A 13637-nucleotide genomic window follows, 5' to 3' on the forward strand; every position below is an offset into this window, starting at 1 on the left:
TCTCAGGCAAAGGCTTTCGGCGTGGCGATGAAGCCCAGGCTCATGGCCCCGGCGCCCAGATTGATGCCGCCGGTAGGGCTGAGCATGCCCAGGTGCAAGTGGATGTCGCGCTCGCGGCAGGCGTTCTCCAACGCGGCGAAGCCCGGCAGGTCGCGCAGCGCGGTCGGATCGCCGGCATAGCTGAGACCCAGTTGCGGTGCCAGCAGCTCACCCGCCTGTACCCGCGCCAGGGCATAGCCGAACAGCTTCTCCGCCGACTTCTCGAAGCTCGGCGAGAGCGCCACCGGTTTGTCCTCGCCATCGGCCAGGCTGAACACCGGCTTGACGTCGAGCAGCGAGCCCAACCCCAGCGCTGCGCCCTTGACCCGGTCGACGAAACCGCTGCGATCACCCTTCTGGAAGCCGCGCCGGCGCAAGTGGCCCAGGTCATCGGCGACCAGGTAGGTGCAGGTCTGCTGGCTGAGCTGTTCGAGGCGCGTACGCAGCGCGTTGGGGTGGCTGCCCTGCGCCAGCAGGCGCGTGCCCTCGGCCGCCAGGCAGGCGATGCCGGCGAACACCGAGTGGCTGTCGAGTACGCGCAGGGTGAAGGGACCGGCGATGCCGGCCGCGTGGCGGCGCTCGTGGTAGTGCTGGAGCAGGCCGAAGGAGGCCTGGGTGGCGTGCTCGAAGATCGGACTGCGCAGGCTGTCGACGGTGAGGCAGACCACGTAGTCGAAGTCGGTCACCAGTTCGTCGAGGAACCATTGTTGCAACTCGGCGGCGGAGAGCGGCTGGCTGCCGTCCTTGCTACCGACCTTGGCCAGGTGGTCGCGGTAGAAGCTCAGGGTGGTGTCGGGGTCGCGTCGATCGATGAGCCGCTGCTCGCCCAGGCGGATCCCGATCGGCATCACGCGGATGCCGTGGGCGGCGAGGAATTCGGGCGGCAGGTCGCAGGTCGCGTCGACCACCAGGCCGATACGCATGGATTCGCTCCTCTGGCCGTTTCTCGGCCTATTGTTGTGTTGGCGGTCATACAATGCCCGTTTCGGACTTTGAAGTCAGCCGGCCGCACGGCGGGTTTTCGGAAAAAATCACGGCCATGAAAAATCCCACCCCGAGGGGTGGGATCTGCTTGCCGGCGCGGCGCCGGGCCGGTGCGTCGCGGACGCGCCTTCAGACCAGGCTGGCCAGGGCCTCGCGGCTGAACGGCTTGATGTCGCCGATACGCCCCTCGCGGACCTTCACCGCCCACTCCGGATCCACCAGCAGCGCGCGGCCCACCGCGACCAGGTCGAACTCGCCCTTGTCCAGGCGCTCCACCAGGCCGTCGATGCTCGCCGGCTGCGCCACCTCGTCGGTTTTGCCGAAGAATTGCAGGAACTCGCTGCCGTCCAGGCCGACGTTACCCACGGTAATGGTCGGCTTGCCGGTCAGCTCGCGGGTCCAGCCGGCCAGGTTGAGTTCCGAGCCTTCGAACTCGGGAATCCAGAAGCGGCGGGTCGAGCAGTGGAAGATATCGACGCCGGCCTCCACCAGCGGCGCGAGGAACTCGCGCAGGCCCTCCGGGGTTTCCACCAGGCGCGCGGAATAGTCCTGCTGCTTCCATTGAGAGAAGCGGAAGATGATCGGGAAATCCGCGCCGACCGCCGCGCGCACCGCCCGCACCAGCTCGACGGCGAAGCGCGAGCGATTGGCCAGGCTGCCGCCGTACTCGTCGTCCCGCTGGTTGCTGCCTTCCCAGAAGAACTGGTCGATCAGGTAGCCGTGGGCGCCGTGGATCTCCACCCCGTCCATGCCGATCGCCTGGGCGTCGCGGGCGGCCTGGGCGAAGGCGGCGATGACGTCCTGGATGTCGGCCTTGCTCATGCCGTGGACCAGCACCTTACCGTCCTTGGCCTTCTCCATCGGGCCGTAGCCGGGCACGCTGGCGTCCGGCTCCACGCCCAGGCGCCGAACGCTGCCGACGTGCCAGAGCTGCGGAACGATGCGCCCGCCCTCGGCATGCACCGCGTCGACCACCTGCTTCCAGCCGGCCAGGGCGTCCTCGCCATAGAAGCGCGGCACGTTCGGATAGCCGTTGGCGGCCTTGTGGCCGACCGTTGTGCCTTCGCTGACGATCAGGCCGACGCCGGCGGCGGCGCGCCGGCGGTAGTACTCGACGACCTTGGCGTTGGGTACGCCGCCCGGGGAAAAGTTGCGGGTCATCGGCGCCATCACCACACGGGTGGGCAGCTCCAGGGCGCCGAGACGGAACGGTTGGAACAGGGCTTCTACGGGGGCACTCATGGACGGACTCCTGAGGGGGAATGGGAGGTTCGGGCAGGTATCAGGCGCGGAGCAGCAGCTCCAGGCGCGACATGAAAGCATTCAGCGGAGCGAGGCCGGCGCCGACCTTGAAGCGCGCCAGGGCGCCCTGCCAGGCGAAGCCGATGAAGCCGGCCAGGCTCGCGCAGTCCTCGTCGGCGGCCAGTTCGCCGGCCTCGCGCGCCTGCTCCAGGCAGTCCTGGAGGATTTGCGCGGAAGCCTGCAGGATCGACTCGACCTTGGCCGCGATCGGCGGCGACAGCTCGGCCATCTCGAAGCTCAGGCTGCCGATGAAGCAGTGGTATTCGGGCTTTTCCTGGCGGGCGAAGTGCTCCAGCAGCTCGCCGTAGTAGCGCAGCACCCGCTCGCGCGGGCTGAAGCGGCTGTCGCCGAGGGCCTGGGCGTAGCGCGCCAGGCGCGGCGCGTAGACGTGCTCCAGGGCCTGCTGGGCGAAGGCTTCCTTGCTGTCGAAGTAGTGATAGAAGGAGCCCTTGGGGATGCGCGCGGCCTGGACGATCTCCAGCACCCCGGTGCCGTGGTAGCCACGCCGGGTCATGACCTCGGAGCCCTTGGCCAGGATCAGTTCGCGCTTGTCGAGTCGGTTGCTAGTCATGGAACGAGAGAATATGACCGGTCGTCTCGTCCGCCCAACATTATCAACGGCGGTGATCAGGCGTTACAGGCAGGGGCTTATCGCGTTGCGTCATGAAGCGGCGCAAGACAGGAAAGGAAGCGGCGGGACGCGAACGCGTCCCGCGGGAGATCAACCCAGGGCCTTCTCGATGGCTTGCACCAGGGCCGGATCGTCCGGCGCCGTGCGCGGGCTGAAACGCGCCAGCACGCGACCGTCGGGACCGAGCAGGAATTTCTCGAAGTTCCAGGTGATGTCGCCGGGAAACTCCGCGCCCTCGCCCGCCAGCAGGCGATAGAGCGGATGCCGCGCGCTGCCGTTGACCTCGACCTTGGCGCTCATCGGGAAGCTGACGCCATAGTTCAGGCTGCAGAAGGACTGGATATCCGCCTCGCTGCCCGGCTCCTGCCCGGCGAACTGGTTGCAGGGCACGCCGAGCACCGCGAAACCGCGCTCGCGGTAGGTCTGGTAGAGATTCTCCAGGCCGGCGTACTGGGGTGTCAGGCCGCATTTGGAGGCGACATTGACCACCAGCAGCACCTTGCCCTTGAACGGGGAAAGCGGCAGGTCCTGTCCATCCAACCCCTGCAGGGTGAGATCGTGAAAGGCACTCATGACGTACTCCTTGCGCATTCAGCGACACAACGTGCCAAGCCCCGCACCGGGCAAGAACCCTGGCTGCGGCGCATCCCCAGGGACGGGGTAAAGAGCCCAGGCATGGCGCATGACGCGAAAGGCGCCCACAGGCGCCTTTCGCTATACCAGCTTAGCAGTTCCGCCGGCGGACGGCCCAGGCCATCAATCGGCGAATGAACGCCGATCAGTGGTGGTGACCGCCTTCGCCATGGATGTGGCCGTGGGCGATTTCCTCGGCGTTGGCCTCGCGCACGTCGACTACCTTGACCTTGAAGTTCAGGCGCTGGCCGGCCAGCGGATGGTTGCCGTCGACGGTCACGTCGTCGCCGTCGATGTCGCGGATGGTGACGATCTGCATGCCGCCGTCCGGAGCCGAGGCGTGGAACTGCATGCCGACTTCCAGTTCGTCGACGCCTTCGAACATCTCGCGGGTCAGGGTCGCGACCAGTTCGGCGCTGTATTCGCCATAGGCGTCTTCCGGCTCGATGGCGACGCTCAGTTCGTCACCGACGTTCTTGCCTTCCAGGGCCTTCTCCAGGCCGACGATGATGTTGCCGGCACCGTGCAGGTAGACCAGCGGCGCGCCACCAGCGGAACTGTCGATGACATCCCCGGCGTCGTTGGTCAGGGTATAGTCGATGGAAACCGCCTTGTTGGCCGCGATCTGCATGGTTCGAAACCTTTTCGATAAAGAAGATGAATGCGTAAGTGTACGTATCAATAGCCCCGAAAGCGACCGCGCCCCTGATGAACGGGGCGCGCGAGCGCCGTCGCGGGTGATTGATTTTCATCAGGACGAGGAAGGCCATTGGGTGGCAGTCTTGTCCTGTGGCCATACTCAACACCTGCGCCACCAACCGCCCTGGCAATCGCGCGCCTGGGTCCTTGACGAAAACGAGCGGCACAGACAGCTCGGCCGCGAATTTCGCTGCGGCTGGTGTGCCCGGGAAGAAGAAGAGCAGACCAAGGAGCAGTGATGCCCTCACGCAACATACTGGTGATCAACTGCGGCAGTTCGTCGATCAAGTTCGCCCTGGTCAACGAGGCCCACTCCCTGTTTCCCCTGCACGGCCTCGCCGAGCGCCTGGGCAGCCGCGATGCGGTGCTGCGCTGGAAGCGCGGCGGCGACAGCGACAGCCTGATGATTCCCAACGCCGACCACCGCGCCGCCCTCGCCCAGTTGCTGCCGATGGTGCAGAACGCCGCGGGCGGCAAGCTCCACGGCATCGGCCACCGGGTGGTGCATGGCGGCGAGCTGTTCACCCATGCCACGCGCATCGACGACCGGGTGGTCGAGGCGATCCGGGCCACCGCGCCGCTGGCGCCGCTGCACAACCCGGCCAACCTGCAAGGCATCGAGGCAGCGATGACGCTGTTTCCCAAGCTGCCCCACGTCGCCGTGTTCGACACCGCCTTCCACCAGAGCCTGCCGGAGCACGCCTACCGCTACGCCCTGCCGGAAGCCCTCTACCGCGAGCATGGCGTACGCCGCTACGGCTTCCACGGCACCAGCCACCGCTACGTCAGCCACCGCGCCGCGGAAATGGCCGGGTTGGCGGTCGGCGACAGCAGTTGGCTCAGCGCCCACCTCGGCAACGGCAGTTCGACCTGCGCCATCGTCAACGGCCAGAGCCTCGACACCAGCATGGGCCTGACCCCGCTGGAAGGCCTGGTAATGGGCACCCGCAGCGGCGACGTCGACCCCAACCTGCACAGCCACCTGGCGCGGACCCTGGGCTGGAGCCTGGAGCGCATCGACTCGATGCTGAACAACGAAAGTGGCCTGCTCGGCCTCTCCGACCTGTCCAACGACATGCGCACCCTGGAGCAGGAGCGCGAGCAGGGCCACCCCGGCGCGGCCCTGGCGATCGAGGTGTTCTGCTACCGCCTGGCCAAGTCCCTGGCGGCGATGAGCTGCGCCCTGCCGCAACTGGACGGGGTGATCTTCACCGGTGGCATCGGCGAGAACTCGCCGCTGGTGCGCGCCAAGACCGCCGCCCACCTGCGGCTGTTCGACCTGCGCCTCGACCAGGAGGCCAACGCCCGCTGCGTGCGCGGCGTCGCCGGGCCGATCCAGGCCGCGGGGCATCCGCGGGTACTGGTGATCCCGACCAACGAAGAGCGGCAGATCGCCCTCGACACGCTGGCCCTGCTCGACTGAACTGGATCGACGCCCCCGCCCAACCAGGCGGCGTGGCCAAACGCACGGCTTAAGGAGCCCAGATGCATACCTTCTTCATCGCCCCGACCGGTTTCGGCGTCGGCCTCACCTCGATCAGCCTCGGCCTGCTTCGCGCCCTGGAACGCGCCGGGCTGAAGGTTGGCTTCTTCAAACCCATCGCCCAACTGCATCCCGGCGACCTCGGCCCGGAGCGCTCCAGCGAACTGGTGGCGCGCACCCACGGCCTGGATACGCCGAAGCCGCTGCCGCTGGCCCAGGTCGAGCGCATGCTCGGCGACGGCCAACTGGACGAACTGCTCGAAGAGATCATCAGCCTCTACCAGCGCGCCGCCGCCGACAAGGACGTGGTGATCGTCGAAGGCATGGTACCGACCCGTCACGCCAGCTACGCCGCGCGGGTCAACTTCCACCTGGCAAAGAGTCTCGACGCCGAGGTGATCCTGGTCTCCGCGCCGGAAAACGAGACGCTCACCGAACTGACCGACCGTATCGAGATCCAGGCCCAGCTGTTCGGCGGCCCGCGCGATCCGAAGGTGCTCGGGGTGATCCTCAACAAGGTCCGCGGCGAGGCCGACGCGGCCGACGCCGAGGACGGCGTGGCGGACTTCGCCCGGCGCCTCACCGAACACTCGCCGCTGCTGCGCGACGACTTCCGCCTGATCGGCTGCATTCCCTGGCAGGACGAACTCAACGCCGCGCGCACCCGCGACATCGCCGACCTGCTCAGCGCACGGGTGATCAACGCCGGCGACTATGAGCAGCGCCGGGTGCAGAAGATCGTGCTATGCGCCCGCGCCGTGCCCAACACCGTGCAACTGCTCAAGCCCGGCGTGCTGGTGGTGACCCCCGGCGACCGCGACGACATCATCCTCGCCGCCAGCCTGGCCGCGATGAACGGCGTACCCTTGGCCGGCCTGCTGCTGTGCAGCGACTTCCCGCCCGACCCGCGGATCATGGAACTCTGCCGCGGCGCCCTGCAGGGCGGCCTGCCGGTGCTGTCGGTGGCCACCGGCTCCTACGACACCGCGACCAACCTGAACCGGATGAACAAGGAAATCCCGGTGGACGACCGCGAGCGCGCCGAGCGGGTCACCGAGTTCGTCGCCGGGCACATCGATTTCGAATGGCTCAAGCAGCGCTGCGGCACGCCGCGCGAGCTGCGCCTGTCGCCGCCGGCGTTCCGCTACCAGGTGGTGCAACGCGCGCAGAAGGCCGGCAAGCGCATCGTCCTGCCCGAGGGCAGCGAGCCGCGCACCGTACAGGCGGCGGCGATCTGCCAGGCGCGCGGCATCGCCCGCTGCGTGCTGCTGGCCAAGCCGGACGAGGTCCAGGCGGTGGCCCAGGCCCAGGGCATCGTGCTACCGGAAGGCCTGGAGATCATCGACCCTGACCTGGTGCGGCAGCGCTACGTCGAACCGATGGTCGAGCTGCGCAAGGGCAAGGGGCTGAACGCGCCGATGGCGGAGCAGCAACTGGAGGACAGCGTGGTCCTGGCGACCATGATGCTTGCCCTGGACGAGGTCGACGGCCTGGTCTCCGGCGCCATCCACACCACCGCCAGCACCATCCGCCCGGCGCTGCAACTGATCAAGACCGCGCCCGGCTACAACCTGGTGTCGTCAGTGTTTTTCATGTTGTTACCGGACCAGGTGCTAGTCTACGGCGATTGCGCGGTGAATCCCGATCCTTCGGCCAGTGACCTGGCCGAGATCGCCGTGCAGAGTGCCGCGTCGGCGCAGGCTTTCGGCATCCCGGCACGGGTCGCGATGATCAGCTACTCCACCGGCGACTCCGGTTCCGGGGTGGATGTCGACAAGGTTCGCGAGGCCACCCGCCTGGCGCGCGAGCAGCGCCCCGACCTGTTGATCGACGGACCCTTGCAGTATGATGCCGCCGCCATCGCCAGCGTCGGCCGCCAGAAGGCGCCGAACAGCCCGGTGGCCGGGCAGGCCACGGTGTTCATCTTCCCCGACCTGAACACCGGCAACACCACCTACAAGGCGGTGCAGCGCAGCGCCGATTGCGTCAGCGTCGGGCCGATGCTGCAAGGCCTGCGCAAACCGGTGAACGACCTGTCGCGCGGCGCGCTGGTGGAAGACATCGTCTACACCATCGCCCTCACCGCCATCCAGGCGGACGCCCAGGCCCCGGCCTGAAGGAACGCCGCCCAGTGGGCGGCACTGGCTTCGGCCAGGCACGAGGATGTGCCATGTGAACGGCGGGACCACGCCCCGCTCCACGCGCCCGGCCCTGGCCGGGCGCCTACGTACAAGGACTCCTTGATGCTGTCGTTTCTCCCCCATTTCCTGCGCGGCTCCCTGGCCGGCCTGCTGCTGGTGTCCAGCACCCTGTGCTGGGCCTGCCTGCTGTTCGGCATGACCCTGGTCAAGCTGCTCCTGCCGTTCGCCGCCGCCCAGCGCCTGTGCAGCAAGATCATGAGCCTGATCGCCGAAGGCTGGATCGCCTGCAACAAGGGCTGGATGAACCTGGTCCAGCGCACCCGCTGGAACGTCCAGGGCCTGGAGGGCCTGGAGTACCAACACTCCTACCTGGTCACCAGCAACCACCAGAGCTGGGTCGACATCCTCGTCCTGCAATACCAGTTGAACCGACGCATCCCGCTGCTGCGCTTCTTCCTCAAGCAGGAACTGATCTGGGTCCCGATCATCGGCCTGTGCTGGTGGGCCCTCGATTTCCCCTTCATGAAGCGCTACAGCAAGGCCTACCTGGCCAGGCACCCGGAGAAGAAAGGCCAGGACCTGGCGACCACGCGCAAGGCCTGCGCCAAGTTCAGCCGCATCCCGGTAGCGGTGTTCAACTTCCTCGAAGGCACCCGTTTCACCCGCGCCAAGCACGACGAGCAGCAGTCGCCGTTCCGCCACCTGCTCAAGCCCAAGGCCGGCGGTATCGCCTTCGTCCTCGACGCCATGGGCGAGCAATTGAAGACCCTGGTCAACGTGACCATCCACTACCCGGACGGCAGCCCGACCTTCTGGTGCCTGCTTTCCGGACGCCTGAAGGACGTCGTGGTGCGCTTCGAGGAACTGGAGATTCCGCGCCAGTTCGTCGGCAAGAGCTACGACCAGGACGCCGGCTACCGCGCGGAATTCCAGCAATGGGTCAACCAGCTGTGGGAGCGCAAGGACCAGTTGCTCGACAGCCTGCACCGCGAGTTTCCCGGTAACGCCAAGGCGTAGGACGAAGAGCGCCGACCAGCGCCCATGAAAAAGCCCGCCGAATGGCGGGCTTTTTCGTCCAGGCCGCGATCAGTACTGCGGCTGGGTCTGCGCCGGGCCCTGGGCGCCCGGAACCGGTCGCAGGTTGACCTCGACGCGCCGGTTCTGCGCGCGACCGTCGGCAGTGGAGTTGCTCGCGATCGGCTGGTCCGGGCCCATGCCGCGGGTGCTCAGGCGGGTGCCGTCGACGCCCTGGGCGGTCAGGTAGCCGGCCACGCTCTGCGCACGACGCTGGGACAGGTCCATGTTGTGCTGGCGGCTGCCGGTGCTGTCGGTGTAACCGATGATCTCGATGGTGTTCTGGTTGTACTGCTTGAACGAGTTCGCCAGGTTGTTCAGCGGCGCGTAGAAGCTCGGGGCGATGTTCGCCGAATCGGTGGCGAAGGTGATGTTGCCCGGCATGATCAGCTTGATGTCGTCACCTTGGCGCTGCACTTCCACGCCGGTGCCTTCCATCTGCCGACGCAGCTCGGCTTCCTGCTTGTCGGCGTAGTAGCCATAACCCGCGGCGGCCGCGCCGGCAACGGCAGCGCCGATCAGCGCGCCCTTGCCACGGTTGTTGTGGTCGATCGCGGCGCCGGCGACGGCGCCGGCCAGCGCACCCAGTCCGCCGTACTTGGCCGTCTTGCTCATGCCACCCTGGCTTTGGCTTTGCGTGTCGTAGGGGTTGTTGTTGGCACAACCGGCGAGCAGCGCCAGTGCGGTGACGGCTGCGGCCAGAGGCAGGCAACGGGAGGTGAACATGGGAAAACTACTCCTCGAGGTACTGAAACGCCCCTGCGTGAGGGGCGGCCGATATCTTAGAGCATAGCCAAGTGGCAAAATTCCCGATGCTCGGAAAAATCCTTTTCAGCCCCTGACGAAGGGGTTCTCGCGCATCTCTTCGCCCAGCGTGGTGTCCGGGCCATGGCCGGCGACCACCGTGGCGTCCTCGTCGAGGCTGTACAGACGCTGCCTGATCGAACGCTGGATCGCCGCCGAGTCGCCGCCCCACAGGTCGGTGCGGCCGATGCCACGGCGGAACAGGGTGTCGCCGGCGATCAGCAGCTTCGCCCGGGGGAACCAGAAACTCATCGAGCCCGGCGTATGCCCCGGCGTGTGCAGTGCCACTCCGCAACCGCAGGCCAGTTCCTCGTCGTCGGCCAGCCAGCGGTCCGGGGCCGGCACCGGCGTGTAGGGCACGCCGAACAGTTGGCACTGCATCTCCAGGTTGTCCCAGAGGAACTGGTCGTCCTTGTGCAGGTGCAGGCTGGCGCCGGTGCGCTTCTTCATCTCGCCGGAGGCGAGGAAGTGATCCAGGTGCGCGTGGGTATGGATGATGCTGACCACCTGCAGGCCGAGGCGGTCGAGGCGCTGCAGGATCAGTTCGTGGTCGCCGCCCGGATCGACGACGATGGCCTTCCTGGTCAGCGGATCGCCAATGATGGTGCAGTTGCACTGCAAAGGCCCGACGGGAAAGGTTTCGCGGATCAGCGCGGGGGATGTCGACATGCAAGACTCCGATCACGGTCGGCGCGGCAAGCGCGCCATGGATTTCTATGAAACGCCAAGAATGGCACATCCATCCGCTGCCGAGGATCGCCGGCGTCGGCTCAGGGCGCTTCGCGGTAGTCGCTGGGCAGCTTGCCGGTCCACTTGCGAAACGCCCGGCGGAAGTTCGACGAATCGTTGAAGCCGAGCAGCAGGGCGATCTCGTACAGCGGTAGCTGGGTGGTGGTCAGGTATTGCAGGGCCAGGCGCTTGCGCACATCGTCGAGGACCTGCTGGTAGGTGGTGCCCAACGACGACAGGTGCCGGCGCAGGCTGCGCCCGCTGGTGTGCAGTTCGCGGGCGGCCTGTTCGAGATCGGGGAAGTCGCCGGGACGCGCCAGCAGCAGGCGGCGCACACGGGTCAGCAGGCCTTCCTGGACGTCCAGGGTGGCCAGCAGCGCCTCGCACTGCTGCTCGCACATCTGCACCGTGGCCGGGTTGGCCAGCGCCATCGGTCGTTCCAGGTACTCGCTGGGCATGCTCAGCCAGTGCCAGGGCTGCTCGAACTCCGCGGCCACCCCGAACACCTCGGCGTAGCGCCGGGCATGGGCCGGCGGCGGATAGGCGAAGCCGACCCGCACGTCCTGCAACGGCTCGCCGACCAGGAAGCAGGCGATGGAATACAGCGTCGCCATCAGGCCCTCGGCGGCGAACACCGAAGCGGCGCCCAGCGGCATCGACTCCACCGCGCGCAACTCGGCGCGGCCGTCATCGAGCACCAGTTCCAGTTCGTAGGCCAGGCCGAGCACCCGGTAGTACTTGAGGGCGAACTGGATGGCCTTGCCCAGGTTGGCGCTGGACAGCACCGCGTAGCCGAGGATGCCGTGGGCGGAGACGTTCAGGCGCTGGCCGAGCACCAGCCCCAGCGCCGGCTCGCCGCACAGGGCCTGGGCGCTGTAGGTGAGCTGGTTGAAGTCGAGGAAGGACAGGCGGCCGTTCGGGCTGTCCAGCACCTCGGGACGCACCCGCGCAGCGTCGAACAGCGCCTGGCGGGATACGCCGTACTCCGCGACAAGATCGAGGAGTGCCTCGGCATAGGCCACCGGCACCAGTTCGGCGGTGAAATTGAGCGGTTGTTTCATGGCTGTTTATTGTTCTGACCGCTGGCCGGATATGACCGGAAAGTTGGCAGAAGATAACCTTGTGAGGCTATCCCCCGCAAGCGATAGTCGATCCCATGGTCCTTCACCATCACAGGGAGCCGCTATGGCCAGCACCACCCCCGAAGGTCTGGAGATCCGCCCGCGTCATCTGGACTTCGACCTGCCCGATCCGATGCCGCGCCATTGGCACAGCGGCGACGCTTTCAAGACCCACATGTTCAACGCCATGTCGGTGCTGTTCCCCGATGGCGAGCGCTTCTTCATCGACTCCGTGCGCCACTACCGCGAACGGGTCGAGGACCCGGCGCTGAAGCAACAGATCCGTGGCTTCATCGGCCAGGAAGGCCACCACAGCCGCGAGCACCTGGTCTACAGCGACCGCCTGCGCGCCCTCGGCTACGACATCGACCGCCTGGAAGGCGGCGCCAAGCGGCGCATCCGCTTCGCCCAGCAGAAACTGCACCCGTCGCGGCAACTGGCGGCCACCGCGGCCCTGGAGCACCTCACCGCGATCATGGCCGACGGCCTGCTGAGCAACCCCAGGTGGCTGGAAGGCGCCGACCCGACCATGGCCCGCCTGTGGCGCTGGCACGCACTGGAGGAAACCGAGCACAAGGCGGTGGCCTACGACGTGTTCATGCTGGTCAACGGCAAGGCCAGGCTGCGCCGCCGGGCGATGGTCCAGGGCACCTTCTTCTTCGCCCTCGACACCACCAAGGGCCTGGTCCACATGCTCAAGCGCGACGGCCTGCTGTGGAACTTCAAGGTCTGGCGCGACGGCATCAAGTGGCTGTGGGGCAAGGACGGCGTGTTCCGCTCGCTGGTGGGCGTGTACCTGGACTTCTACAAGAAGGACTTCCACCCCTGGCAGCACAATAACCTGCACCTCATCGAGCAGTACCGCGACCAGTTCGAACCGGAACCGAAGGCCGCCTGACCCTCCTCGCCGCCCCTCCGCGCCGCGAGAGGGGCATGCATCGTTTCCCTGCCCTGCCTGGTATTTCGGCCCTTCGTCCACGCATTAAAAAGCCCGCGACTGACCAGCGCGGGCTTCTTCATGACGGCCTGGGATCAGGCCATCAGGAAGCGCAGTGCATCCGCCGCGGTCTGCTCGGGAATCTCCTCCATGGGGATATGCCCGACGCCCGGATAGGTCTTCACCTGGATCCCCGGCAGGTCGCGTTGCCACAGCGGTACGTGCTTCGGCGAGATCCAGCGGTCGCGTTCGCCCCACATCAGCAGGGTCGGCGCGACGATCCGGGCGATGCGTTCGCCAGAGGTGCCGAGTTCCTCGCGGTTGACCTTCAGCAACACGCGGAAGATCTCCATCATGCCCTTGCGGTTGCCCGGGCGGCGGCTCAGATCGTAGTAGCGGTCGACCACCCCCGGCTTGATCCGCCCCGGCTCGCCATAGACTTCCTTGATGCCCTGGGCGATCAGCGCTCGCGGCATCCACAGCGGCATCGCCAGGGTCGAGCCGGGCAGCGCCGCCGAGGCGATCATCCACGGCACCTTGCGCATCTGGTAACCGGCCGGGTCGATCAGCACCAGCCGCTCCACCCGCTGCGGCTGCGCCAGGGCGAAGTTCCAGGCGATATAGCCGCCCAGGGAGTTGCCGGCGATCGAGGCCTTGTCGATCTTCAGGAAATCGAGCAACTGGCCGAGGATCGCCACCATGCGCTCGCCAGAGTAACGGCTGTCACGCCCCGGCCCGGTCAGGCCGAAGCCCGGTACGTCGAAGCGCACGATGCGGAAGTACGGCGACATCGCCTTCACCCAGTCGTCCCAGGTGTGCAGCGAGGCCACTACGCCGTGGATCATCACCAGTACCGGCTTGTCGCGGCTGCCTTCGTCGCGGTAGTGCAGCGGGAAACCGTCCAGCTCGATGAAGCGCGAGCCGCTGGACGGTGCGGCGTAGCGTTCGCGCAACGACTCCAGCGAGAGAGAGCCGAAGCCCAGGCGGGCGAATCCGACCGCCAGCGGCGGTTGCAGCAGATAGGGTGTCGCGGACATGGACGCACGTCTCCCGTCTTGTT

General features: G+C 67.1%; 14 protein-coding genes. 5 read left to right on the top strand and 9 right to left on the bottom strand.

The window, feature by feature from the left end; genetic code table 11:
- Positions 1-2: 2 nt before the first annotated feature.
- The 5 genes from ACYAF3_RS02955 to ACYAF3_RS02975 form a co-directional block, all read right to left on the bottom strand.
- Positions 3-962, bottom strand: coding sequence for a DegV family protein (locus ACYAF3_RS02955; protein WP_014603213.1), 960 nt, complete (start codon positions 960-962; stop codon positions 3-5).
- A 190-nt stretch (positions 963-1152) separates the two neighbouring features.
- Positions 1153-2265 (bottom strand): NADH:flavin oxidoreductase, encoded by a 1113-nt coding sequence (locus tag ACYAF3_RS02960; protein ID WP_003120762.1) that lies wholly within the window; start codon positions 2263-2265, stop codon positions 1153-1155.
- A 40-nt stretch (positions 2266-2305) separates the two neighbouring features.
- Positions 2306-2896 carry a TetR/AcrR family transcriptional regulator gene (locus ACYAF3_RS02965; RefSeq protein WP_003085819.1) on the bottom strand — a complete coding sequence of 197 codons (591 nt, stop codon included), beginning with the start codon at positions 2894-2896 and terminating at the stop codon, positions 2306-2308.
- Between the two features lie 150 nt (positions 2897-3046).
- Positions 3047-3529: a glutathione peroxidase gene (locus tag ACYAF3_RS02970; RefSeq protein WP_003109429.1), complete on the bottom strand. Its 483-nt coding sequence runs from the start codon at positions 3527-3529 to the stop codon at positions 3047-3049.
- A gap of 205 nt (positions 3530-3734) precedes the next feature.
- Complete coding sequence (locus tag ACYAF3_RS02975) at positions 3735-4220, bottom strand: FKBP-type peptidyl-prolyl cis-trans isomerase (RefSeq protein ID WP_003085816.1); 486 nt, start codon at positions 4218-4220, stop codon at positions 3735-3737.
- Between ACYAF3_RS02975 and ACYAF3_RS02980 the strand changes: the two genes are divergently transcribed.
- The 4 genes from ACYAF3_RS02980 to ACYAF3_RS02995 all read left to right on the top strand — a co-directional run bounded on the left by ACYAF3_RS02980 (position 4189) and on the right by ACYAF3_RS02995 (position 8929).
- Entirely contained in the window at positions 4189-4527 is a 339-nt protein-coding gene (locus tag ACYAF3_RS02980; RefSeq protein WP_003109430.1) for a DUF3565 domain-containing protein, read from the top strand. The genes ACYAF3_RS02975 and ACYAF3_RS02980 overlap by 32 nt on opposite strands.
- A complete protein-coding gene (locus ACYAF3_RS02985; RefSeq protein WP_003085814.1) occupies positions 4527-5711 on the top strand; it encodes an acetate kinase in 1185 nt (394 codons plus the stop codon). The genes ACYAF3_RS02980 and ACYAF3_RS02985 overlap by 1 nt, the downstream gene beginning before the upstream one ends.
- Before the next feature lie 62 nt (positions 5712-5773).
- Positions 5774-7888: a phosphate acetyltransferase gene (pta, locus tag ACYAF3_RS02990; RefSeq protein WP_031756444.1), complete on the top strand. Its 2115-nt coding sequence runs from the start codon at positions 5774-5776 to the stop codon at positions 7886-7888.
- Between the two features lie 126 nt (positions 7889-8014).
- Positions 8015-8929 (top strand): acyltransferase, encoded by a 915-nt coding sequence (locus ACYAF3_RS02995; protein WP_003085811.1) that lies wholly within the window; start codon positions 8015-8017, stop codon positions 8927-8929.
- Positions 8930-8998: 69 nt separating this feature from the next.
- On the opposite strand, the gene ACYAF3_RS03000 is transcribed toward ACYAF3_RS02995, so the two are convergent.
- The 3 genes from ACYAF3_RS03000 to oruR all read right to left on the bottom strand — a co-directional run bounded on the left by ACYAF3_RS03000 (position 8999) and on the right by oruR (position 11580).
- Complete coding sequence (locus ACYAF3_RS03000) at positions 8999-9712, bottom strand: YiaD family glycine zipper/OmpA-like lipoprotein (RefSeq protein WP_031756441.1); 714 nt, start codon at positions 9710-9712, stop codon at positions 8999-9001.
- Between the two features lie 105 nt (positions 9713-9817).
- Positions 9818-10459 (bottom strand): MBL fold metallo-hydrolase, encoded by a 642-nt coding sequence (locus ACYAF3_RS03005; protein ID WP_003085806.1) that lies wholly within the window; start codon positions 10457-10459, stop codon positions 9818-9820.
- A 101-nt stretch (positions 10460-10560) separates the two neighbouring features.
- Positions 10561-11580, bottom strand: a complete 1020-nt coding sequence (gene oruR / locus ACYAF3_RS03010; protein ID WP_003114220.1) for an ornithine utilization transcriptional regulator OruR — start codon at positions 11578-11580, stop codon at positions 10561-10563.
- 124 nt (positions 11581-11704) lie between these two features.
- Between oruR and ACYAF3_RS03015 the strand changes: the two genes are divergently transcribed.
- Positions 11705-12538, top strand: a complete 834-nt coding sequence (locus tag ACYAF3_RS03015) for a metal-dependent hydrolase (RefSeq protein ID WP_003109433.1) — start codon at positions 11705-11707, stop codon at positions 12536-12538.
- 134 nt (positions 12539-12672) lie between these two features.
- Here ACYAF3_RS03015 and ACYAF3_RS03020 read toward each other — a convergent pair whose 3' ends face one another.
- Entirely contained in the window at positions 12673-13614 is a 942-nt protein-coding gene (locus ACYAF3_RS03020; protein ID WP_003085798.1) for an alpha/beta fold hydrolase, read from the bottom strand.
- Between the last annotated feature and the right edge of the window lie 23 nt (positions 13615-13637).

The sequence above is a fragment of the Pseudomonas sp. TZ252 genome (assembly GCF_056110345.1).

Bases quoted from the DNA above. Each gene is read 5' to 3' on its own strand.
- ACYAF3_RS02955 (WP_014603213.1), bottom strand. From the start codon at position 962: ATGCGTATCGGCCTGGTGGTCGACGCGACCTGCGACCTGCCGCCCGAA.
- ACYAF3_RS02960 (WP_003120762.1), bottom strand. From the start codon at position 2,265: ATGAGTGCCCCCGTAGAAGCCCTGTTCCAACCGTTCCGTCTCGGCGCC.
- ACYAF3_RS02965 (WP_003085819.1), bottom strand. From the start codon at position 2,896: ATGACTAGCAACCGACTCGACAAGCGCGAACTGATCCTGGCCAAGGGC.
- ACYAF3_RS02970 (WP_003109429.1), bottom strand. From the start codon at position 3,529: ATGAGTGCCTTTCACGATCTCACCCTGCAGGGGTTGGATGGACAGGAC.
- ACYAF3_RS02980 (WP_003109430.1), top strand. From the start codon at position 4,189: ATGGAAACCGCCTTGTTGGCCGCGATCTGCATGGTTCGAAACCTTTTC.
- ACYAF3_RS02975 (WP_003085816.1), bottom strand. From the start codon at position 4,220: ATGCAGATCGCGGCCAACAAGGCGGTTTCCATCGACTATACCCTGACC.
- ACYAF3_RS02985 (WP_003085814.1), top strand. From the start codon at position 4,527: ATGCCCTCACGCAACATACTGGTGATCAACTGCGGCAGTTCGTCGATC.
- pta (WP_031756444.1), top strand. From the start codon at position 5,774: ATGCATACCTTCTTCATCGCCCCGACCGGTTTCGGCGTCGGCCTCACC.
- ACYAF3_RS02995 (WP_003085811.1), top strand. From the start codon at position 8,015: ATGCTGTCGTTTCTCCCCCATTTCCTGCGCGGCTCCCTGGCCGGCCTG.
- ACYAF3_RS03000 (WP_031756441.1), bottom strand. From the start codon at position 9,712: ATGTTCACCTCCCGTTGCCTGCCTCTGGCCGCAGCCGTCACCGCACTG.
- ACYAF3_RS03005 (WP_003085806.1), bottom strand. From the start codon at position 10,459: ATGTCGACATCCCCCGCGCTGATCCGCGAAACCTTTCCCGTCGGGCCT.
- oruR (WP_003114220.1), bottom strand. From the start codon at position 11,580: ATGAAACAACCGCTCAATTTCACCGCCGAACTGGTGCCGGTGGCCTAT.
- ACYAF3_RS03015 (WP_003109433.1), top strand. From the start codon at position 11,705: ATGGCCAGCACCACCCCCGAAGGTCTGGAGATCCGCCCGCGTCATCTG.
- ACYAF3_RS03020 (WP_003085798.1), bottom strand. From the start codon at position 13,614: ATGTCCGCGACACCCTATCTGCTGCAACCGCCGCTGGCGGTCGGATTC.